General features: G+C 70.2%; 21 protein-coding genes. 10 read left to right on the forward strand and 11 right to left on the reverse strand.

Translation table 11 applies throughout. The annotated features are described in order from the left end of the window. Window positions 1–227: 227 nt before the first annotated feature. Window positions 228–1,034, reverse strand: coding sequence for a class I SAM-dependent DNA methyltransferase (locus ACFHWT_RS12210; RefSeq protein WP_416594703.1), 807 nt, complete (start codon window positions 1,032–1,034; stop codon window positions 228–230). Between the two features lie 172 nt (window positions 1,035–1,206). Here ACFHWT_RS12210 and ACFHWT_RS12215 point away from each other — a divergent pair, with 172 nt between their 5' ends. Further along, window positions 1,207–1,539: a YnfA family protein gene (locus ACFHWT_RS12215; RefSeq protein ID WP_416594704.1), complete on the forward strand. Its 333-nt coding sequence runs from the start codon at window positions 1,207–1,209 to the stop codon at window positions 1,537–1,539. Window positions 1,540–1,678: 139 nt separating this feature from the next. Next, window positions 1,679–2,608 (forward strand): endonuclease domain-containing protein, encoded by a 930-nt coding sequence (locus tag ACFHWT_RS12220; RefSeq protein WP_416594705.1) that lies wholly within the window; start codon window positions 1,679–1,681, stop codon window positions 2,606–2,608. A gap of 48 nt (window positions 2,609–2,656) precedes the next feature. Here the strand turns inward: ACFHWT_RS12220 and ACFHWT_RS12225 are convergent, their stop codons facing one another. After that, window positions 2,657–3,727 (reverse strand): Scr1 family TA system antitoxin-like transcriptional regulator, encoded by a 1,071-nt coding sequence (locus tag ACFHWT_RS12225; RefSeq protein WP_416594706.1) that lies wholly within the window; start codon window positions 3,725–3,727, stop codon window positions 2,657–2,659. Window positions 3,728–3,833: 106 nt separating this feature from the next. Between ACFHWT_RS12225 and ACFHWT_RS12230 the strand changes: the two genes are divergently transcribed. Then, on the forward strand, window positions 3,834–4,199 hold the full coding sequence (locus tag ACFHWT_RS12230) for a hypothetical protein (RefSeq protein ID WP_416594707.1): 366 nt from the start codon (window positions 3,834–3,836) through the stop codon (window positions 4,197–4,199). 86 nt (window positions 4,200–4,285) lie between these two features. On the opposite strand, the gene ACFHWT_RS12235 is transcribed toward ACFHWT_RS12230, so the two are convergent. Further along, window positions 4,286–4,927 (reverse strand): class I SAM-dependent methyltransferase, encoded by a 642-nt coding sequence (locus ACFHWT_RS12235; RefSeq protein WP_416594708.1) that lies wholly within the window; start codon window positions 4,925–4,927, stop codon window positions 4,286–4,288. An 87-nt stretch (window positions 4,928–5,014) separates the two neighbouring features. On the opposite strand from ACFHWT_RS12235, the gene ACFHWT_RS12240 reads away from it, so the two are divergent. Together ACFHWT_RS12240 and ACFHWT_RS12245 are read left to right on the forward strand one after the other, a co-directional pair. Then, window positions 5,015–5,608 (forward strand): helix-turn-helix domain-containing protein, encoded by a 594-nt coding sequence (locus tag ACFHWT_RS12240; RefSeq protein WP_416594709.1) that lies wholly within the window; start codon window positions 5,015–5,017, stop codon window positions 5,606–5,608. A gap of 102 nt (window positions 5,609–5,710) precedes the next feature. After that, window positions 5,711–7,315, forward strand: coding sequence for an MFS transporter (locus tag ACFHWT_RS12245; RefSeq protein ID WP_416594710.1), 1,605 nt, complete (start codon window positions 5,711–5,713; stop codon window positions 7,313–7,315). A gap of 30 nt (window positions 7,316–7,345) precedes the next feature. Here ACFHWT_RS12245 and ACFHWT_RS12250 read toward each other — a convergent pair whose 3' ends face one another. Beyond that, on the reverse strand, window positions 7,346–8,176 hold the full coding sequence (locus ACFHWT_RS12250; RefSeq protein WP_416594711.1) for a phosphoribosylaminoimidazolesuccinocarboxamide synthase: 831 nt from the start codon (window positions 8,174–8,176) through the stop codon (window positions 7,346–7,348). 152 nt (window positions 8,177–8,328) lie between these two features. Between ACFHWT_RS12250 and ACFHWT_RS12255 the strand changes: the two genes are divergently transcribed. The 3 genes from ACFHWT_RS12255 to ACFHWT_RS12265 all read left to right on the forward strand — a co-directional run bounded on the left by ACFHWT_RS12255 (window position 8,329) and on the right by ACFHWT_RS12265 (window position 11,346). Further along, window positions 8,329–9,639, forward strand: coding sequence for an ABC transporter substrate-binding protein (locus ACFHWT_RS12255; protein WP_416594712.1), 1,311 nt, complete (start codon window positions 8,329–8,331; stop codon window positions 9,637–9,639). A 148-nt stretch (window positions 9,640–9,787) separates the two neighbouring features. Then, a complete protein-coding gene (locus ACFHWT_RS12260) occupies window positions 9,788–10,984 on the forward strand; it encodes a helix-turn-helix domain-containing protein (protein WP_416594713.1) in 1,197 nt (398 codons plus the stop codon). A 194-nt stretch (window positions 10,985–11,178) separates the two neighbouring features. Beyond that, window positions 11,179–11,346, forward strand: a complete 168-nt coding sequence (locus ACFHWT_RS12265; RefSeq protein WP_199757933.1) for a hypothetical protein — start codon at window positions 11,179–11,181, stop codon at window positions 11,344–11,346. Window positions 11,347–11,357: 11 nt separating this feature from the next. On the opposite strand, the gene ACFHWT_RS12270 is transcribed toward ACFHWT_RS12265, so the two are convergent. The 7 genes from ACFHWT_RS12270 to ACFHWT_RS12300 all read right to left on the reverse strand — a co-directional run bounded on the left by ACFHWT_RS12270 (window position 11,358) and on the right by ACFHWT_RS12300 (window position 16,735). Further along, on the reverse strand, window positions 11,358–12,026 hold the full coding sequence (locus ACFHWT_RS12270; RefSeq protein WP_416594715.1) for a DUF1775 domain-containing protein: 669 nt from the start codon (window positions 12,024–12,026) through the stop codon (window positions 11,358–11,360). Window positions 12,027–12,042: 16 nt separating this feature from the next. Next, window positions 12,043–13,758 carry a copper resistance protein CopC gene (locus tag ACFHWT_RS12275; protein WP_416594716.1) on the reverse strand — a complete coding sequence of 572 codons (1,716 nt, stop codon included), beginning with the start codon at window positions 13,756–13,758 and terminating at the stop codon, window positions 12,043–12,045. Between the two features lie 2 nt (window positions 13,759–13,760). Beyond that, complete coding sequence (locus ACFHWT_RS12280) at window positions 13,761–14,486, reverse strand: YcnI family protein (RefSeq protein ID WP_416594717.1); 726 nt, start codon at window positions 14,484–14,486, stop codon at window positions 13,761–13,763. Window positions 14,487–14,608: 122 nt separating this feature from the next. Next, window positions 14,609–15,301, reverse strand: a complete 693-nt coding sequence (locus ACFHWT_RS12285; RefSeq protein ID WP_416594718.1) for a GNAT family N-acetyltransferase — start codon at window positions 15,299–15,301, stop codon at window positions 14,609–14,611. Window positions 15,302–15,424: 123 nt separating this feature from the next. Further along, on the reverse strand, window positions 15,425–16,054 hold the full coding sequence (locus tag ACFHWT_RS12290) for a GOLPH3/VPS74 family protein (protein WP_416594720.1): 630 nt from the start codon (window positions 16,052–16,054) through the stop codon (window positions 15,425–15,427). Next, a complete protein-coding gene (locus ACFHWT_RS12295) occupies window positions 16,035–16,373 on the reverse strand; it encodes a hypothetical protein (protein WP_416594721.1) in 339 nt (112 codons plus the stop codon). Before ACFHWT_RS12295 ends, ACFHWT_RS12290 begins: the two co-directional genes overlap by 20 nt. Before the next feature lie 134 nt (window positions 16,374–16,507). Further along, window positions 16,508–16,735 (reverse strand): hypothetical protein, encoded by a 228-nt coding sequence (locus ACFHWT_RS12300; protein ID WP_416594722.1) that lies wholly within the window; start codon window positions 16,733–16,735, stop codon window positions 16,508–16,510. A gap of 576 nt (window positions 16,736–17,311) precedes the next feature. Here ACFHWT_RS12300 and ACFHWT_RS12305 point away from each other — a divergent pair. Next, window positions 17,312–17,896: a hypothetical protein gene (locus tag ACFHWT_RS12305; RefSeq protein ID WP_416594723.1), complete on the forward strand. Its 585-nt coding sequence runs from the start codon at window positions 17,312–17,314 to the stop codon at window positions 17,894–17,896. A 79-nt stretch (window positions 17,897–17,975) separates the two neighbouring features. Next, window positions 17,976–18,392: a PRC-barrel domain-containing protein gene (locus ACFHWT_RS12310; RefSeq protein ID WP_416594724.1), complete on the forward strand. Its 417-nt coding sequence runs from the start codon at window positions 17,976–17,978 to the stop codon at window positions 18,390–18,392. Window positions 18,393–18,517: the final 125 nt, after the last annotated feature.

The following is an 18,517-nucleotide window of genomic DNA, read 5'->3' on the forward strand; positions in this document are numbered from 1 at the left end:
GGTGCGGGCGAGCGGGATCCTCGCGGTGCCACCACACCTTCACCGCGCCATCGCGTGGTGTACGCGCGGCGCGGCCTTCGCTTACCCGTGACGTGGGCGAGGCGGCGGGAGTCTACTGAGCCCGGACGGGCCGTTCTTTCCCGCAGCTCAGGAGGGTCTTCACGGCTGGGCCGGAGTCCGCCCTCTCAGCTGTGGGCGGCTCTCTGTCACTCCGGTGGGCGCAACCGCTACTCGGCTCCGTCGTCGCTGTTACCGGTCGACGTTAGCCGCTCGCCGTCGCCGTCCGCATCCTGATTCCGACCGAGGGGCTTGCGCCAGACGGAGACGTGTTTTTTGCTGTCGGAGGTGAACGGCGAGCCGTCCCAGTCCGCCACCCGACGCTCCAGCGCCAGGCCTGCCAGCCGGGCCATCAGGTCGCACTCCGCGGGCCAGATGTAGCGGAAGTTGCTGTTGCCGTAGCTGGCGCTGCCGTCGTCGCTGCGCCGGTAGTGGTGCGAGGTCCCCTGCTGGGTGACCATGTCGTAGGTGTCGAAGCCGACATGCCGGTCCGTCACCTCGAACGGCACCGCCGACTGCCCCGGCGGGAACCGCCGGATGCCCGGCACCCACAGCTCGACGACGAAGCGCCCGCCCGGTGACAGGTGCCGGGCGGAGTTACGGAAGCACTCCACCTGCTCGTCCTGCGTACGCAGGTTGCCGATGCTGTTGTGTACGACGTAAACCAGGGAAAACCGCCCCGGGACCGTCGCCATGTCGCCGACGACGACCGGCAGGTCTTCGACCAGCGGGACCTTGCGGCGCAGCTGATCGATCATCGGCTGCGACAGCTCGATCCCGCTCACCGGGATGCCCTTCGCGGACAGCGGGATCGCCACCCGGCCGGTGCCGATCGCGAACTCCAGCGCAGGGCCAGCACCGGCCAGTTTGGCCAGAAACTCCACCGTCGGGTCCAGCACATGTGGGGCGAACATTTCTGCCGAGGTGCGGTCGTACCCCTGCGCTGCCCGCTCGTCCCACAGGTCACTGCTCGTCATGGGCGCGACCCTGCAGGTGTCTGCCGGCTCCACACCAACCATTTACGATGTTTGATCAAGATCGAGGTGACGCTGACGCACCTCAAAATCGCGAAATAAGGTGCGTCAGCGTCACCTCGATGCAGCGGGTCAGCGCCCCCGATGCTCGCGGGGTCTGGGTAGGGTCAGCGTCGTGACCGTCGCGCGCTCCCTCGTCCTGTTCGTCTTGGCCGCAGTCGCCGAGATCGGCGGGGCGTGGCTGATCTGGCAGGGCTGGCGGGAGCACCGTGGCCTGCTGTGGATCGCCGCCGGGGTGATGGCGCTCGGGCTGTACGGGTTCGCCGCGTCGCTGCAGCCGGATCCGAACTTCGGCCGGATCCTCGCCGCCTACGGCGGGGTCTTCGTCGCCGGTTCACTCGCCTGGGGCGTTGTCGTGGACAAGTTTCGGCCGGACCGCTGGGACATCACCGGCGCGGTGATCTGCCTGATCGGCGTCGCCGTCATCATGTACGCCCCACGCAGCTGAACGGCCAAGGCCACGCTGCCGGCGGTACTCCTGTGCCCGGCGGGTGCTCCTGGAGCCGGGAGTGTCTTCTTTAGTCGGATGCGCGACTGGACCGGCGTACCGGGCAGAAACAAGGGCGACGACAGGGCAAGCTCCTCCGATGCCCCGCCCTGCCACGGTGCCACGTGAGCTGAGCTTCGAGCCGTTCTGCGGCAGCCGCGCCATCGCTGCCGGCCTGATCACCCGGCGGATGCTCAACGGCCGGTCCTGGCGCCGCATCCTCCCCGACGTCTACGTACACGAGAGCTCGTACGACCCCGACGACTACCGGATGTGGTGTACAGCCGCCGCCGCGCGACTGCCGCCCGGTGCGGCGATCCACGAGCTCAGCGCGGCCTTTCTCTGGGGGGCCAACCTCCTGCCGCTACGCGGTCCCGGGCAGGCGGTGGTGCCGGTACACATTGCCCTGCCGAAGACGGCCAGGCGGTACTCGCACCCAAGAGTAAAGTGCGCATACCGGACACTCGACCCTGACGACATCACGTCCTTGAGCGGACTTCCCTTGACCACTGGAGTCCGTACCGCGTTCGGCCTGGGTCGCTCGCTACCGCGTGCTGATGCACTCAGCGCCCTCGACACCGTCCTACGCCGTCGCCTTGTCACGCGCGCGCACCTCGCGGCGTACATCGACACCCGCCATGGGCTACGCGGCTTGCAACAGGTGCGGGACCTGCTTGCTCTTGCGGAGCCGTTGAGTGAATCGCCGATGGAGAGCCGACTCCGCCTGCTGCTACACGACGCCGGCCTGCCGAAACCCACCTTGCAGTACGAGGTACGGGACGCCCCGTCAGGCAAGAGTGGGCGGTTCATCGCGCGGGTCGACCTGGCGTACCCGCAGTGGCGGATCGCCATCGAGTACGAAGGTGACCACCACCGGGAGCGAGCGACGTTCCGCAAGGACGTGTACCGCTTCAACGCGCTCCGGGAAGCCGGCTGGCTTGCGCTCCGCTTCACTGCCGACGACGTACTTTGGCGGAAGGAACAAGTCGCACAAAAGGTGCGGGCGGCGATCGCCGAACGCACCACCTGACCACATCGCACCCGTCGAGGTGACGCTGACGCACGCTATTTTCGCGTTTTAGCGTGCGTCAGCGTCACCTCGACGGCGAAGAGCCGTCACGAAGCCAGACCAGGAGTTGCAAGAAAAGGACAAAACAGGACCGTACGGATCCTTCGAGTCCCGCACCGCGACGCCGAATGCAGCCGGGCCAGCAAGCCCAGCCACCTCGACACAGTTGGAGTTGGATCCGCTGCGGCTCGACTTACGCCACGTTCGGGTCGGCAGGTCAGCTGCGTCCATCCTCGCCTCACTCTCGTGCTCCGCCGCGAGCCGGGCCACCAGGTCGATCGACTCAGCCGGGCTCAGCGCCACCGTGAGCAGCCTATCCACTTCACCGCGAAAGAAGCTCACCTGCTCGGGCTCCTCCAGGAACAACCCGGAGATCTTGTGCTCGAGGTGCACGACCGTCCGGTTGCGAGGAAAGTTCAGGATGGCGAACGCGCCGTCCAGTCCCGTGTAGCCGCCGACCGACTGCGGCACGACTTGCAGGGTGACGTTCGGGCGGTCGGCGGCGTCGACGAGGTGTCGGAGTTGGCGACCCATCACCCATGGACCGCCGAGCGGCCGACGCAGCGCCGCCTCGTCCAGGATCGCGTGCAGCGCCGGTGGCTCAGACCTCGCCAGGATGGCCTGGCGCCCGAGCCGAGCGGTGACTCTGGTCTGCGCGTCGGCCTCCGGAACGCCACAACCTCCCAATACCGCCCTGGTGTAGTCGGGGGTCTGGAGCAGACCCGGTACCAGCAGCGGTTCGAAGTCGAAGATCGCCGACGCCTCGGCCTCCAACTGGATCAACGTCCGAGACTCGACCGGGAGACCGCCAAGCACCTCCCACCAGCCGGGCTCGGACCGCTCCGACATGGCGAGCAGCCGCTGTCGTTCTTCACCGGTGACACCGTAGATGACCAGCAGGGATGCGACGTCCTCCAACTTGCTGCCCTGGCGGCCGGTCTCCATTCTGGACAACTTCGACGCCGGCCAGCCGAGTCTCGCCGCCACCCCACGGACGCTCAGCTTCCCGCCCTGCCGCAGCGTGCGCAGTTCGCCGCCGAGGCCACGGATGGCGATGGTGGGCGGCGTTGGCTTGGTCATCGAAATCCTCCTGTCCCCGACCTCTCGACAGGAGGCTACCGCCGTAGCCATGTTGTATGCAACGTTGCTTCTCCGAGAGATACAGCCTGAGTGAGGTGAGCCAGTGATGTTGGTGAAGGTGCGGGCGTACGATTCGGCGGACAGCCCAGGGCCGATCCCGTCGGTGATCGACCACTTCCGGCCCGGCCCGGACCTGCCCGAGCAGCTCAGCGAGGCGGAGCACACCGCAGCCCGTTACACGGTGATCCTGCTGCCGCCGGAGGAGGCGGAGATCCTCGATCTCGGCCGGGACAACCCGGGGCTCAAGCTATACCTGGACCACCACTGGGAGGCGGACGTAACCGACCTCGTTCAGGCGGCGACGCTGATCTCCGAGCACTGCGACAAGCCGGTCACGTTGGTCGAGCACCGGGCCGACCTCTGCTACTGGACGGCGTACGTAAAGCTGCCCTACGCCGACGGCCGGAGCTGACGCGCCCTTGGCAGTTGAACTACGTACTGACGACGGTCGCCGGGCTGGCCGCGATCGGCCAGCCCGGCAACGTACAGCCTGGTCTCTCAGGGTGACGGCGCGCGATGGGCCCGGACGACGAAGTCGTGGATGGTCAGCTGCTTCGAGTCGTGGTGCACCTCGCGGGTCCGGGACTCCGCGACGGCCACCTCCCACTGCGCTTCGGGCAGGGAGCCGACGACGGCGTCCAGGCCGATCGACGCCGTACGAGGAGCGTGGGCAGCCGAGTGGGTGTCGGCGTGGTCGTGGCCGACGACCAACAGGGTCCCGCCATCGGCGACGGCGGCGGCCAGCCGTGCCACGAACCGGTCGAACGGCAGGTCGGGGTGGACGTACTGGCTGGTCACCAGGTCGTAGCGCTGCGCCGGCTGCCAGCTGGTCAGGTCGGCGGTGAGCCAGGTGATCCGCTGCGCAATAGCGGGATCCTGTTGTACGGCGAGCCGCTGGGCGCGGCCGACCGCGGTCGACGAGGCGTCGACGGCGGTCACCTGCCAACCCCGGCTGGCGAGCCAGATCGCGTCGGCGCCGGTGCCGCAGCCCGCGTCGAGCGCCGTACCTGGGGGCAGGTCCGCGACCTCGGCGACCAGCTGCGGTCCTGGCGAGACGTGTCCCCTCGGGTGTGCCTGATAGTGCTGCTCCCACCAGTCGGCACTGAAAGCGGGATGGCCCGCGTGGGTCTCGTTGGTCATGCCTCGACGGTAACGAGCCTTCCGAGAACTGGAAGAGTTCATGCGGTTTCCGCAAGAAGGCAGTAGGTAGCACCTAGCATGGTGGGCGTGTCAGAGGTCGATCTTTCCGACGTGGTCCGGCAGCGCATCCGTGGTCTGCGGCAGGCGCGCGGCTGGAGCCTCGACTCACTCGCCGCCCGGTGCCACCTCAGCCCGTCCACGGTGAGCCGCATCGAGACCGGCCACCGGCGGATCGACCTGGACCAGCTTGTCGCCCTGGCCAGGGCCCTGGACACCACGATCGATCAGCTTGTCGAGCCGGTCGACGACGCCGATGTGATCATCCGGCCGATAAGACACCAGGAACCGGGCCTGGCCACCTGGATGTTGTCGCGCAGCTCAGGGCAGCACGGCGGCAGCATGGTGGCGAAGATGCGGATCACTCCGGAGCGGCGTACCGGGCCTGGGCATCTGAGCGTGCACCCCGGTCGGGAGTGGTTCTTCGTGCTCAGCGGCACCGCGCTGCTGCATCTGGGTGAGCGGCAGATCCCGGTCGGCCAAGGGAACGCGGCGGAGTTCTCCACGATGATCCCGCACTCCATCGGCGCGGTGAACGGGCCGGTCGAGATCCTCACCATCTTCGACCAGGACGGCGAGCGGGCCCACGCGCAGTCGTCGAGCGACGCACCGAACGACTGTTAGTGGAGCACCGCCGACCAGCGCGCTGATCGGCGACCCGGGGCAGGTCTTGCCAATAATGCAAGCGTTGGTGCGCTTAATGCAAGGCGGGGCTAGCTTTCCCGCATGACCTCTCCAAGCCTGTCTTCGCAGGTGTCCGCCGGGACGGAAGCCGCTGCGGCCGATTCCGACCCGACGATCCACGATCCACGCCGACGCCGCGCAATCCTCGTCGCGGTCTGCATCGCGCTGATGGCGGTGATCTCATCCGTCACCGGGCTGGGCGTCGCCCAGCAGGAGTTCGCCGTCGCGTTCGGCGCCTCGCAGAGCACCGTCCTGTGGATCATCAACATCTACACGATCACCCTGGCCGCGCTACTGCTGCCGCTCGGCGCGGTCGGCGACCGGTGGGGCCGCAAACCCGTACTGCTCGCCGGCCTGGCCGTCTTCGGCGCGGCCAGCGCCGCCGCGGGCCTCGCCACCTCGACCGAGATCATGATCAGCGCACGGCTGCTCAGCGGCGCCGGCGCGGCGATGATCATGCCGATCACGCTGGCCGTGATCACCTCGACCTTCCCGGACCAGGAACGGTCCCGGGCGATCGGCGTCTGGACCGGCGTCGCCGGCGGCGGTGGTCTGCTCGGCATGTACCTGTCGGCGCTGCTGGTCGACCTAGCCGACTGGCGCTGGCTGTTCGCCCTCCCGGTCGCGCTGGTCGTCGTGGCGGCCGGCATGACCATCCGGTACGTCCCGAACTCCCGCGAGGAGTCGGGCCACCCGTTCGACACTGTCGGTTCGCTGTCGTCGGTCCTGGCCGCTGTCGGACTGATCTTCGTCCTGCACGAGGGTCCGGAACACGGCTGGACCGCACCTGCCACCCTGGTGGGCCTGCTCGTCGGCGCCGTCGGCGCCGTCGTCTTCGTCGCCTGGGAGCTGCGCCGGCGGGCGCCACTGCTCGACGTCCGACTGTTCCGTGATCGGGGCCTGTCCAGCGGTTCGGTGGCGCTGCTCGCGGTATTCGGCGTGCAGGCCGGCATCTTCGTCGTGCTCTTTCCGTACTTCCAGGCGGTGCTCGGCTGGTCCGGGCTGCGTTCCACGCTGGCGATGATGCCGATAGCCCTGCTGATGATGGTCGCCTCGGGTCTCGCCCCACGGGTGGCCGCGCTGGTCGGCGCCCGCGCCACCATGGTGGCCGGAATCGGTCTCGCCGGCGCGGGCCTGGCCCTGATGGCCAGCTTCGTCTCCGTCGACGGCGGCTACCTGTCGGTGCTGCCCGGCATGCTCCCCATGGGGCTCGGCATGGGCCTGTCGATGACCCCCTCCACCGAGGCGATCACCAGCGCCCTGCCCCGCGCCCGCCAGGGCACCGCGTCCGCGCTCAACGACGTCACGCGGGAGTTCGGTGCCGCGCTCGGCGTGGCGCTGCTCGGGGCGATCGTGTCCGCCGGCTACCGCACCGCCGTCGACATCCGGCTCGACGGGCTGCCCGTCGACGCGCCCGACGCGGCCCGGGAGGGCATCGCCACCGCTCTAACCACCGCTGACGAGGCCGGTCCGTACGCCGACGAGCTGGTCAGAGCCGCCCAGCAGTCGTTCGTCGACGGCTGGCAGCAGGCCATGTGGGTGGGCGTAGCGGTGCTGGCGTTCCTGTTCGGTTACGTGCTCGCCCGGGGTCCGCAGCGTCGGCCGCAAGCCGCTCAGCCACCACCGTTGCCGGAGCAGGGCAGGTAGTCGAGGCATGGCCACACCTGGTGAGCGGGCTCACCAGGTGTGGCCGGTGATCCGTTCGTAGACCTCGACGTAGCGGGCCCGGGTCACCTCGACGACGTCGGCCGGCACCTCCGGGGCCGGCGGGCGCTTGTCCCAGCCGGTGCCGGCCGCCCAGTCCCGCACGTACTGCTTGTCGAAGGAGAACTGGGCACGGCCCGGCTGGTACGCGTCGGCGGGCCAGAACCGCGACGAGTCGCTGGTCAGCACCTCGTCGGCGAGGACCAGGGTGCCGTCCGGTGCCCAGCCCAGCTCGATCTTGGTGTCGGCGACGATCAGGCCGCGATCGGCGGCCAGCGCCGCGCCGCGCCGGTAGACGTCCAGGGTGATCTGCCGCAGCCGCTGCGCGGTTTCCGCACCGACCTGGGTGACCACGTCGGCGTACGTGATGAACTCGTCGTGCTCGCTGACGGCGGCCTTGGTGGTCGGGGTGAAGATCGGCTCGGGCAGCTTCGACGCCTCGACCAGGCCGGCGGGCAGCGCGACGCCGGAGACCGACCCCGACTTCTGGTACTCCTTGAGCCCGAGGCCGGTGAGGTAGCCGCGGGCGATGCACTCGACGGGCACCATGTCCAGGCGGCGGCAGCGGATGGCCCGGCCGGCGAACTCGGCCGGTACGTCGGTAGCGGAGACGACGTGGTTGGGCACCAGGTCGGCGAGTTGCTCGAACCACCACAGCGACAGTGCGGTGAGCAGTTTGCCCTTGTCCGGGATGGGGGTGGGCAGCACCACGTCGTAGACGCTGATCCGGTCGGAGGCGACCAGGATCAGGTCGTCGCCGTCGGCGTACACGTCCCTGACCTTGCCTGAGTGCAGCAGCTCCACGCCGGCAAGTACATCACGACGTCGGACACCGGCCGGACCGACCAGCCCAGAGAACGTTCTCCAGCCGTACGGCCCGTTGACACCCGACCGGGTCGCTTGTGTAAATGATCGGGCCGCAGACCGGCCAGCCCAGCCCTGATCAGGAGAAACCCGTGTCACCATCCGCCGTATCGACACGCGGAGCTGTTGCCCGAACACTCACTGTCCTACTGGCGGTCGCCATCGGACTCGGCGCCTGCGCCGCCGACGACACCGGCGAGCCAACCGAGGACGGGCCGGTCGAACTCTCCATCTTTTGGTGGGGCGCGGAGCGCCGGGCCGAGCTGACCCAGCAGGCGCTCGACGTCTACGCCGCCCGCAACCCGGGGATCACCTTCAAGGTGACCTGGCAGGGCTACAGCGGCTACTACGACAAGCTGGCCACCCAGGCCGCCGCCGGCAACACGCCGGACCTGTTCCAGATCGACGACAACTACCTGACCGAGTACGCCGAACGTGACGTCGTGCTCGACCTCACCCCCTACGTGGACAGCGGCGAGCTCGACCTTTCCAAATTTCCCAACAGTTTGGTCCAGTACGGACAGATCGGCGGGCGGACCGTGGCGGTCGCCGCCGCCGCGAACACCCCGGCGATGGTGTACGACAAGACGCTGCTGACCGAGCTCGGTGTCGCCGAACCGACGATCGGGATGACCTACCCGGAGCTGATCGACTGGGCCAGCCAGATCACCTCGCTCACCAACGGCGAGGTTGCCGGCACGATGGACCCGTCGGCCGACTACAAGGCGCTCTGGCTCTGGCTGCGCACCGCCGACCTGGAGCTGTACCAGGGCCGGCAGCTGGGCTTCGGCGTCGACGACCTGGAAGCCTGGTTCGAGCTGTGGCAGCAGGCCCGCGACGCGAACGCCACCCCGAGCGTCGAGCTGATCAGGGCGGCGAACAGCGGCGACGTCACCCAGCAGCTGGTCGCCACCGGCGACGCGGCGACGTCGTTCATGTGGTCCAACCAGCTGGCGGAGCTGCAGAAGCACACCACCGCCGACCTCGGTGTGGTCTCCTATCCCGGCGACCCGCAGGGCCAGTGGGCCCGGGCGTCGATGTACTGGGCCGGATTCCGGGGCACCCGGCACCAGCAGGAGGTGGTGAACCTGATCGACTTCCTGGTCAACGACCCGCAGGCCGGCCGGATCCTCGGCACCGAGCGCGGCCTCAGCTCCAACCTGGAGGTCCGCGAGACGGTGCAGGCGACGCTCGCCGACGAGAAGATGCAGGCGTCGGTCGCCTTCGAGCAGCAAATGTCCGATCTGTTCGGTCCGGCGCCGGTGCCCCCGCCGCCCGGCCACACCACGGTCCGGACGCTGCTGGTCACGGCGGCGGAGAGCGTACAGAGCGGTGCGGCGACGCCCCGGCAGGCGGCCGAGGAGTTCGTCGCACAGGCCAATGCGGTGTTGGCGAACGGCTGATAGGACCCCGGACAGAGCGGCTGACCGGGCCCGGGAGGGGAGGTCGGCCGACCACCCGAGTCACCAATAGGCGGGACAGGCGTAACAAGCAGTTACATTGGTCGACGTCACGCCGTTTCGACCGTACCGTCAGCATGGGAGGTCCCCCATGCCGGAGGATTACATCGGCCTGCGGGTCGCGCGGTGGCGTGACATCGCCGGCATGACGCAGCAACAGCTCGCCGCCGAGATCGGAGTGAGCCGCGAGTACGTTTCCATGATCGAGAACGGCAAGCGCGCGGTGACCAAACGGTCCATGCTGATCGCGCTCGCCTCCGCACTCGGGGTCTCTACGATGGACCTCACTGCACAGCCGTACCTGCCCAGGTCCCGCAACGACCTGGCGCTGTACGCCGCCGTACCGGCGATCCGCAAGGCGATGGACGACGACGAGCCGGCCGCCGCCCGCCCGGCGGCGCTGCTCGCTGCCGAAGCCGACCGGGCGATGCGGGCCCGGATGGCCTGCGACAACCCGACACTCGGTATCCTGCTGCCCCGGCTGATCGCCGAGATCCGCTCCACCGCCAACGCCGACGACGACCCGGCCGCGCTGCGGATCGCGGTGCAGGCCCTGGTCACCGGGTCGCTCGCGCTCAAACCACAGGGCCACATCGACCTGGCGATGCGGCTCGCCGAGCGCGCCGTCCGGGCGGCGCGGCTCGCCGACGACCCGGCCTGCGTCGCCGCCGCCGACTTCGCGTTGGCCCAGGCCGTCCTCGCCACCGGGCTACGGAAACGGTCCTGGACGTTGGCCTGCGACGCCGCCGAACGGATGCAGCTTCACACAGGTACGGACGAAGGCCGCGCCTGGTACGGCATGCTGCACCTGCACGCCGCACTGTCCGCCGCCAGCCTCAGTCAGCACGACGTCGCCGAGACCCACGTCGCCGAGGCCGCCGACGTCGCCCGGCGTACCGCTGGTGATCCGTGGCGGATGGAGTTCACCTCGGCGAACGTCGCGGTGTGGCGGGTCGGGGTAGTGCTGGAGAACGGCGAGCCGGGCCGCGCCCCGGAACTCGCCCGCAAAGTGGACCAGAGCGCGCTGCGTACCCCGCAGCGCCGGGCCAGGTTGCACATGGACGCCGGGCGCGGGTTCCACGCCGCCAAACGCAACGAAGAGGCGGTACGGGCGTTCCTGCGGGCCGAGTCGATCGCCCCGCACGAGACCCGCAGCCGGGCCACCGTACGGGAAATCATCGCGCACATCGTGCGGGACTCGTCGCCCCGTGGCGGCTCCGACGAGCTGCGGCAACTCGCGGTACGGATGGGAATTGATCCACTCTCGCCAGAGGATCACCCGACGTAACCGCTCGTTACGCAAAATCCACGTACGGTCTCGTAGCGTCATGAGTACGGGGTGCGGTGCCGGGTGTCAGTGGAGAGCCCCCGGTGTCGCACCCCGGCTTTCGGGTCGCACCCGTGGCTCTGCTCGCCGGCCCCCTTTTGCGCTCGCGTTGCCGTGAATGGCCGTCGTGTTTGGACTGTCGTGAAGGGATTGACATGGTCTCGTACGACGAGTACCTTTTCGCCGTCGCGGCGACGCTGGCCCGCCGGCACCGCCCACAGTGGTCGTGGCGGCGGTGGCGGCGGACCTGCCGGTGTGGCGCCGAACTTCCCTGCCGCACCCTGCATCGGGTGCCGATCAACCGGGGCCACTGGCCACGATGACGCCTCGACCGTCACCGTCCGGTCAGGCGGTAGCCGACCAGAGCGGCACCGACCACCAGCAGCCCTACGGCGGTCAGCGCCTGCGCGACACTGGCACCACCACCACCGCCGCCGCCGGCCGGCTGATCGGCCGAAGCCGCCGGTGGTGCCGGCGCGAGCACCGCGTTGGTGGCGATCAGCGACGGGGCGGGCCGCTCGGCACCCGGCCCGGTGTCCGACCACTCGTAGCTGTCGCCGTCGACGCACCGCTGCACCGCCGGGAACCAGAAGGTCTGCCCGACCGTCCCGGTCAACCGGACCAGCACCGAGAACTCGGCGACCCCGGCGGCGATCTGCTCGGCGCTGATCGCCGGCCCGGTCCAGCTGACCCGGCCGGGGGTGACCTCGGCAGCCCATCCGGGTGGCTGTCCGGTCGTCGAACCGGCGATCGCCCCGGTCGGCATCTCGACCACCAGCTCGTTGGTGTCCGCGTTGTCGCAGCCGTGGTCGAAGGTGAAGGTCAACGTGGTGGCGCCGGCACCGTTCGGGGCCGCGCCGGCCAACTGGGTGTGGGCCGCCGCCGGCGCCGCCGGCCAGAGCGTCACCAGCACCGCCGGTGCCAGGCCCAGCAGCACCGTGCCGAGCAGTCCCAGCAGTGCCGCGCCGGGTAGTGCCGCGGCACGTCGTCTGAACCTGTTCATCGGATCTCCACCAGGCTCATCGGATCTCCACCGGGATGGTCGCGATCGGGCTGTCGAACCGGGAGGTACGCGCGTTGACGGTGACCTCCCAGCTGCCGGGCAACGGGAAGTCGGCGACCGCCTCGTAGCGTCCGGGACCCGTCTGGGCGAGCCGGCGGTCCAGCGGCCCGACGCCGACCTCGGGCAGCGTCACGGTCACCGTCGGCGGCGCGACCGGCTCCAACGGCTGCCCGGCGGCGTCGAACAGCGCCAGCTCCAGCGCGTTGATCCCGGTGGCACCCGGGGTGATCCGGATCTGCACCCGGCCGTCGCCGAGCGCGGCGTCCGCGACGACAGCCTGCTCGACCGCGCTGGTACGGCCGTCGGCCGAGCCGGTGGCGGCGGCGTCGGAGGCCCGATCCGTGGGATCCTGGGTGACCAGCACACCGGTGACGGCGAGCACCCCGACCAGCAGCACCGCCTCCGCCCGGACGGTGCGGCGCAGCGAACGCAGGGCGGCGGCCTCGGTGTCAGGTCGGCGGGTACGCGGCACCAGCCGGTACCGGTTCCAGCCGGCGATGCCAACGAGCACCCCCAGCGCCGCGACCTTGCCGAGCAGCACCAGACCGTACGTGGTGCCGAACAACGCCGACCAGGATCCGACGATCCGCCAGCCGAGCAGGACTCCAGCCGCCGCAAGCAGGGCGACCAGGAACGCAGCGGTCTGGGAGAACGCGGCCACGACGCCGGCCCGCTGCACGGCCGACGTGGTGTCGAAACGGCGGGACAGCAGGTGGCCCAGGCCGAGGATGCCGCCGAGCCACACCGCGGCCGTGACCAGGTGCAGCAGGTCGCTGCCCAGGGTCAGCCAGACCGGGCCGAAGCTGCGGGTGTGGCCGACCAGCGCCAACGCGCCGATCGCCAACCCGGCCCCGGCGAACACCGGCACACCGGCCGGACGGCGGGCCGCCCCGGCACCGCCATTCTCCAGCCGGGCTCCGACCAGGACCGCGAGCACGCCGACGGCGGTGAGCGCGGCGGCCAGGCCGAGGTCGGACAGGTAGCCGGTCCGCCAGGTGGCCGGGCCAGCCAACGTGGCGACGTCGGCCGCGTCCTGCCAGGCGGCGGTGACCGGCGGCATCACCGCCACCGCGACGAGGGCGACGACCCCGAGCCCGACCACCGTGGGCAACTGTCGTCGACGCTCCGGGACCGGCAGGAACGACAGGCCGAACACGGCCAGCCCGGTGCCGCCGAGCACGCCGACGTACAGCAGCGCCTCGGTGACCGGGCGGAGTACCCGCAGGGCGAGGTCCGGCTCGGTGACCGGGATGGCGACGCTGCCGGCGGTGGGTGCGCCGATGGCGAAGCTGAACCCGCCGGCCACCGGGTGGCTGTCCGCGGAGATCACCCGCCAGCTGACCACGTAGGTGCCGTCGGCCAGGCCGGTCGGCAGGTCGACGACCACGGTGCTGTCCACCGCCCTGGCGGTGACGTCGACGGTGGATCCGGCGGCGTCGAGCACCTGCACGCCCTCGGCGCGGACCTGGACCGGCTCGTCGAAGGTCAGGGTGACCGACGGGGGCGCCTCAGCGAGCAGCGCGCCGTCCGCCGGGTCGTTGGCCAGCAGCGTGGCGTGCGCGGCGGCTGGGCCGGCACCGGCGAGCGCGAGCAGCAGACCGAGCAGGCCTCCGGACAACATTCCGGGTACGGCGAGCAGCGCGGCCCGCCGTACCCGGTCCGGCGACCACACGCCTATGTGGTCTTCCGAGTGCGCTGCAGCGCCAGGCTGCCGGCGATGAAGCCGAGCAGGCCGAGGATCAGGCCGATCCAGCCGACGGCGGAGCCGCCGTCGCTGGTGGTGGAGCCGGCGGTGGTGAGTTCGGTCGGCTCGGCGTCGTCGGCGGGCTCGTCACCGGCGGCGGTGCCGTCGGCGTCGGCGGCGGTGATGACGAACGACGGTGCCGGGTAGTCCAACTCGTGGCTGTCCTGGCCGTCCGCCGGCACCTGGGCCCACGCGGCCTCGCCCTGCTCACAGGTTTGAATGGCGGGGAAGATCAGGGTCTCACCCGCCGCGTCGGGTAGTCGTAGGGACAGCTCGAACACGTCGCGGTGGCCTTCGGGCAGTGGGGTCTTGGCGGTGTAGACGACCTCCGCGACTCGCTCGGTGAGCTCGTTGCCGTGGCTGTCGGTGACCGGCGGGTCGAGGGTGGCCATCACCTTCTCGACCGTCCAGCCCTGGTTGATGGTGGGTGTCACCGAGTTGATCGGGTCGGGGATCTGGATGGCCACCTCGGTGGTCGCCGAGCCGTCGCAGCCGTGCGGCACCGACACCGTCAGCACGGTGTAGGAGTCGGCGGTGGTGACGGTGGGGGTGACGGTGACGTGCGCTGCCGCCGGGGAGCTGGCGAGCAGCACGGCGCCACCGGCGATGGCGGCGACGGCACCGGCGCGGGCGACGCGACGAAGGTTGGAGCGCATGGACGGGTTACCTCTCGATCATCGGGCCGCCGAGGGTGCCTCTGGGCGGGGCTTGGTGCATTGGTCGGCCGCCGACGCCGGCTGGTTCCCGGCGGTCCCGATGATCCGGCCAGAGTCGATCGTCACCCGGGTCCGGGTCGCTGGTCCCGACCCTGGTCACCGTCGTGACCGTACGGCTGGTCGCCTTCGCGGCCGTACGGCTGGTCGCACTGAGCCGGCGGGCGCCACATCGGCCAGATCGGCGGGCCGTCCGGCAGCTGGACCGGCTCGTCGGCGACGTACCCGTGCCGCAGGTAGAGGCCGCGGTTGCGCGGCGTGGTGGCCTCCAGGTACGCCGGGGTGGAGGAGGCGTCGAGCTGCCGGTGCTGGTGGGTCAGCAGGGCGGTGCCCACCCCCCGGCCCTGCAGCCAGGGTGTGACGCCGAGGTACGCGAGATACCGGTGCGGCCGGTCCGGCCGCTGTCCGCTGAGGACGCTGTGCAGGGCGGCGACGCGGTGCTGCCAGATGCCGGCGGCGAGCATCAGCCGACGCTGGTGGACGGTGATGAGGTTGGCCGGTTCCGGCTGCTCGCGCTGGTACCAGATCGCCACCCCGGTGAACGGTCCCGCTACGTACACGTCAGCACCGGTGTCGATGGCGTGTTCGAGCTCGATGGTGAACAGCGACCGGAACGTGGTGACCCGGGCGTCGATGTCCCCCACCAGCCACTGGGAGACCGGTGCAATCAAAAACGCCTCGGTGAGCAGCGTCGCTGCCTGAGGGATGTCGTCGTGGGTGGCGGCCCGGACGGTCATCGCGGGTGTGGTCGCGTTCATCGGCACGCTCCAGGAGGGTGAGTGTGGGTGGAATGGAACAGATGGGTCGCGCGGTAGGGGGATTGCGCGGTAGGGGGATTGCGCGGTGGCAGGTCGAGCCGGGCCTGGCTGGCCGGGGCCGGCTCAGGTACGCCCGCTCAGCACCGCGTTGCCGACCGCCGCGCCGGTCCGGCCCAGCAGGTCGCGCAGCGCCGGCCGCAGCGCCCGCAGCAGGACGTCGAGGTGACGGGCCACCTCGGGTTCGGCGCCGTCGAGCAGGTAGGTGTCCAGTCCGGTCGCCACGGCCAGTCCGGCAAGAAACAGGTCAGGCTCGTCGAGCGGTTCCATCCGGCGCAGCCGCAGCGACAACCGCGCCCACGGCCAGGCCGCGAGGTTGATGTCGACCGGTACGTAGATCGTCCGGGTGCGCATCAGCCGGCGTACCTGCTCGGGTCGGACGACCCCGGCGGCAGTCAGCCGCTGGGCGACGTGGTCCGGGGCCCGCTCCGACAGAACGGTCAGCCAGACCCGGAGGCTGGTGTGCTCCGGCTCGTCGAGCAGCAGCCGCAGCGCGGAACGACCGAGCGCGTCGGCCGGCGCCGCCGGATCGACCACCCAGACGTGACCGGCGTCGACGGCGACGGCCTGGGCGGTGACCAGCTCGGCGAGGACCGCGCTGGCCAGACCGAGCCCGACCGCCCGGGGGTGCAGCCGGGCGCGACCGGTGACGTCGTGATGGGCTAGCAGGAAGAACTCATCGGCGAGCAGCGGCACCGTCGACCACCACCTGCTCGGCGGGCGGCGGCTGAACGCCGGCGTGTCCGCCGACTGCGGCCTGCCGCACCGCAGCGACGCTGACCAGCGCCTGTTGGCAAGGTGGATGGTCGGGTCGACAGTCGACGTGGTGGCCGTCGACCCACACCCATTGCCCGCCGTAGCTGCGGGCGGAGCCGATCCGGACGTGGGTGATCAGCAGGTCGAAGGGTTCGCCGGGCACGGGACCTCGCCCGTACCGCCATTCGGAGACGGCGAATCGGAGCACCGTGCCCGGCGGAAACTCCGGAACTTCCACGTTCTCGACGTTGTAGGTCATATATATCAGTCCAGCCGGAATCATCGGACGCGCCACCGGGGCACGCGTCGCCATCCGGAGCACGGCAGGCGATCCGGACGACGTTTTGTCTAACGTGAAGATCCAGGTCAGGGAGAGCACTTGGCGGACATTGGTCACGTGGACCAGATGAATTCCAACTCGTCGGCGGCACCACCGATCCGGACCTCGGACAGCACCTCCCGGAACGCCGAGGAAAGATCCCCGACGGCGGTGCCGGTCAACAGATCCGGATGATGGGCCGCCACGGCGTTGAACACGAGACGTTCGACGGTGAGCGCGTCCACCGGGCTCAGCCGGCAGCCGCACGGGGCGCCGTACACCCAGCCGTTGAGCCTGGCCATCGGAATCATTTGCCGTTCGCAAGTTGCACAGAAGAGCAAGCCGGCCAGTGGTGACGGATAGCCACCGGGCGACATATTGGGATCGGCGACCCGAGCATCATTCAGCTCAGCACCGTCGGTGATCTCCCAGCGCGTGCCACGGCTTCTCGCCATCGCGGACTCCTCACCCTGGGACACCATCGATTGGCCGCCATCGGCGGACGCAGATCGAGTCTGCCAGGGTACCCACAGTGGTGCAATGCTCAACGCGCCGGTGAAACCGCGCCGAAAGTTTGAAAACCCGAAATAGCTGCGGGTTCACCTTCGTCGACTCCTCGGAGGTCGTCCGGATTCCGGTGGCGGCGCCCCGATCGGCCACCTCCACCACGCCGACCAACGAGGACGGTGGACGCACCGGCCGATCCCGACACTGGCGGACGTCCGATAAGCTGGTACGTCCCACGCCTCGCGCGGGTGATCCCGGTGGTCGGCGGGATCCCTCCCCATCACCGTCCCGCCGGCCACCGCCACAGCTGTCGTGACCGGTCGCCACCACCGCCGTCGCCGACCTTGATCGACAATGGCACGATCTCCGCCATGGATCACGGGCACGGCAGACTCGAACTGTCCATCGGATACCCGACCAGCCGGCCGACCCGGCTCGCGGTGCTGTCGGTGCTGGGCGTCGGGCTGGTCACCGCCGGGTGCTGCCTCGGCAGCCTGCTCGGGCTGGTGGTCTCGGGCGGCGGAGACGAGCCGACCCTGCCGGTACTGCTCGGCACCGGGCTCGCCCTGGCTGCGTCGGCCGGTATCGGCCTGCCGATCGCCAGGGTCGCCCGGACCGGGGCGTGGCTGTCCGGCACCCAGCTCACCGTACGCGGACTCGCCACCCGCACCGTCGACCTGCGTACCGCCGAGACCGTGACGGTCTCGGCCGGCTCCCCCGCGACCACCGATGCTGACCTGAAGACCGGCGGCGCCGCCGGCACCCCGGTGCTCACCGTCAGCGGCCCGGACGGCACCGTCCGGCTACCGCTACGCAACCGGGAGGGCACCCTGCTACCCGCCGCAGAGATGATCGCGCTGGCCCGGGCGTTCTCCGCCGCGTCCTGCCCGGGCGCGCACGAGGCCGCCCATCTGCTGCACACCATGGACGCGGATCCGAGCGCCCTGCTGCTGTGACCGCCGTCCGGCCGGTTTGCCAGCCGGCGGAAGTGGTAACCCGGAAAGGGTGAGGCAGTTGGCGAGCAGAGGGGGCACCATGACCGAGGGGTTGGCGAAGCTGGTCAGGATGAGCGACGCCCACGAGATGGTCGCCGATCCGGCCGAGGACATCCGCGGCCGGAAGGTGTGCGACGCGGACGGCAACGACATCGGCAAGGTCGACGACCTGCTGATCGACGAAGCCGAACACAAGGTCCGCCTGCTGCGGGTCGAGCACGGCGGCATCCTCGGTTTCGGGGCCACCCCGTCGTTCGTCCCGGTCGACGCGATTGTCCGGATCACCGACGACGTCGTGCACATCAACGAGTCGAGTGAGCGGGTGGCCGGAGCCCCGCCCTACGATCCGGAGCTCGTGTCACAGGACAAGTACTACGAGGAGCTGTACGGCTACTACGGTTACCCGCCGTTCTGGGGCGTCGGGTACGTGTACCCGGGCTACCCGTTCTACCGCTAGTCGGCACCGAATCGGGTCAGGGCAGCGTAGGCGCTTCGGTGCCGGGCCGCCACCGCCCGATGCGAGGCTGGCCGACATGGTCGGTGGCGAACCGCTGACCAGCCGATCCCTGCCGGTCTGGCAGC

The organism is Micromonospora sp. LOL_021 (assembly GCF_048060215.1).
GTDB lineage: Bacteria > Actinomycetota > Actinomycetes > Mycobacteriales > Micromonosporaceae > Micromonospora_E.

Excerpts from the sequence above, each read along its gene's own strand:
- ACFHWT_RS12210 (WP_416594703.1), bottom strand. The coding sequence starts at position 1,034 with ATGACGAGCAGTGACCTGTGGGACGAGCGGGCAGCGCAGGGGTACGAC.
- ACFHWT_RS12220 (WP_416594705.1), top strand. The coding sequence starts at position 1,679 with ATGCCCCGCCCTGCCACGGTGCCACGTGAGCTGAGCTTCGAGCCGTTC.
- ACFHWT_RS12225 (WP_416594706.1), bottom strand. The coding sequence starts at position 3,727 with ATGACCAAGCCAACGCCGCCCACCATCGCCATCCGTGGCCTCGGCGGC.
- ACFHWT_RS12230 (WP_416594707.1), top strand. The coding sequence starts at position 3,834 with ATGTTGGTGAAGGTGCGGGCGTACGATTCGGCGGACAGCCCAGGGCCG.
- ACFHWT_RS12235 (WP_416594708.1), bottom strand. The coding sequence starts at position 4,927 with ATGACCAACGAGACCCACGCGGGCCATCCCGCTTTCAGTGCCGACTGG.
- ACFHWT_RS12245 (WP_416594710.1), top strand. The coding sequence starts at position 5,711 with ATGACCTCTCCAAGCCTGTCTTCGCAGGTGTCCGCCGGGACGGAAGCC.
- ACFHWT_RS12260 (WP_416594713.1), top strand. The coding sequence starts at position 9,788 with ATGCCGGAGGATTACATCGGCCTGCGGGTCGCGCGGTGGCGTGACATC.
- ACFHWT_RS12265 (WP_199757933.1), top strand. The coding sequence starts at position 11,179 with ATGGTCTCGTACGACGAGTACCTTTTCGCCGTCGCGGCGACGCTGGCC.
- ACFHWT_RS12270 (WP_416594715.1), bottom strand. The coding sequence starts at position 12,026 with ATGAACAGGTTCAGACGACGTGCCGCGGCACTACCCGGCGCGGCACTG.
- ACFHWT_RS12280 (WP_416594717.1), bottom strand. The coding sequence starts at position 14,486 with ATGCGCTCCAACCTTCGTCGCGTCGCCCGCGCCGGTGCCGTCGCCGCC.
- ACFHWT_RS12285 (WP_416594718.1), bottom strand. The coding sequence starts at position 15,301 with ATGAACGCGACCACACCCGCGATGACCGTCCGGGCCGCCACCCACGAC.
- ACFHWT_RS12295 (WP_416594721.1), bottom strand. The coding sequence starts at position 16,373 with ATGACCTACAACGTCGAGAACGTGGAAGTTCCGGAGTTTCCGCCGGGC.
- ACFHWT_RS12300 (WP_416594722.1), bottom strand. The coding sequence starts at position 16,735 with ATGGCCAGGCTCAACGGCTGGGTGTACGGCGCCCCGTGCGGCTGCCGG.
- ACFHWT_RS12305 (WP_416594723.1), top strand. The coding sequence starts at position 17,312 with ATGGATCACGGGCACGGCAGACTCGAACTGTCCATCGGATACCCGACC.
- ACFHWT_RS12310 (WP_416594724.1), top strand. The coding sequence starts at position 17,976 with ATGACCGAGGGGTTGGCGAAGCTGGTCAGGATGAGCGACGCCCACGAG.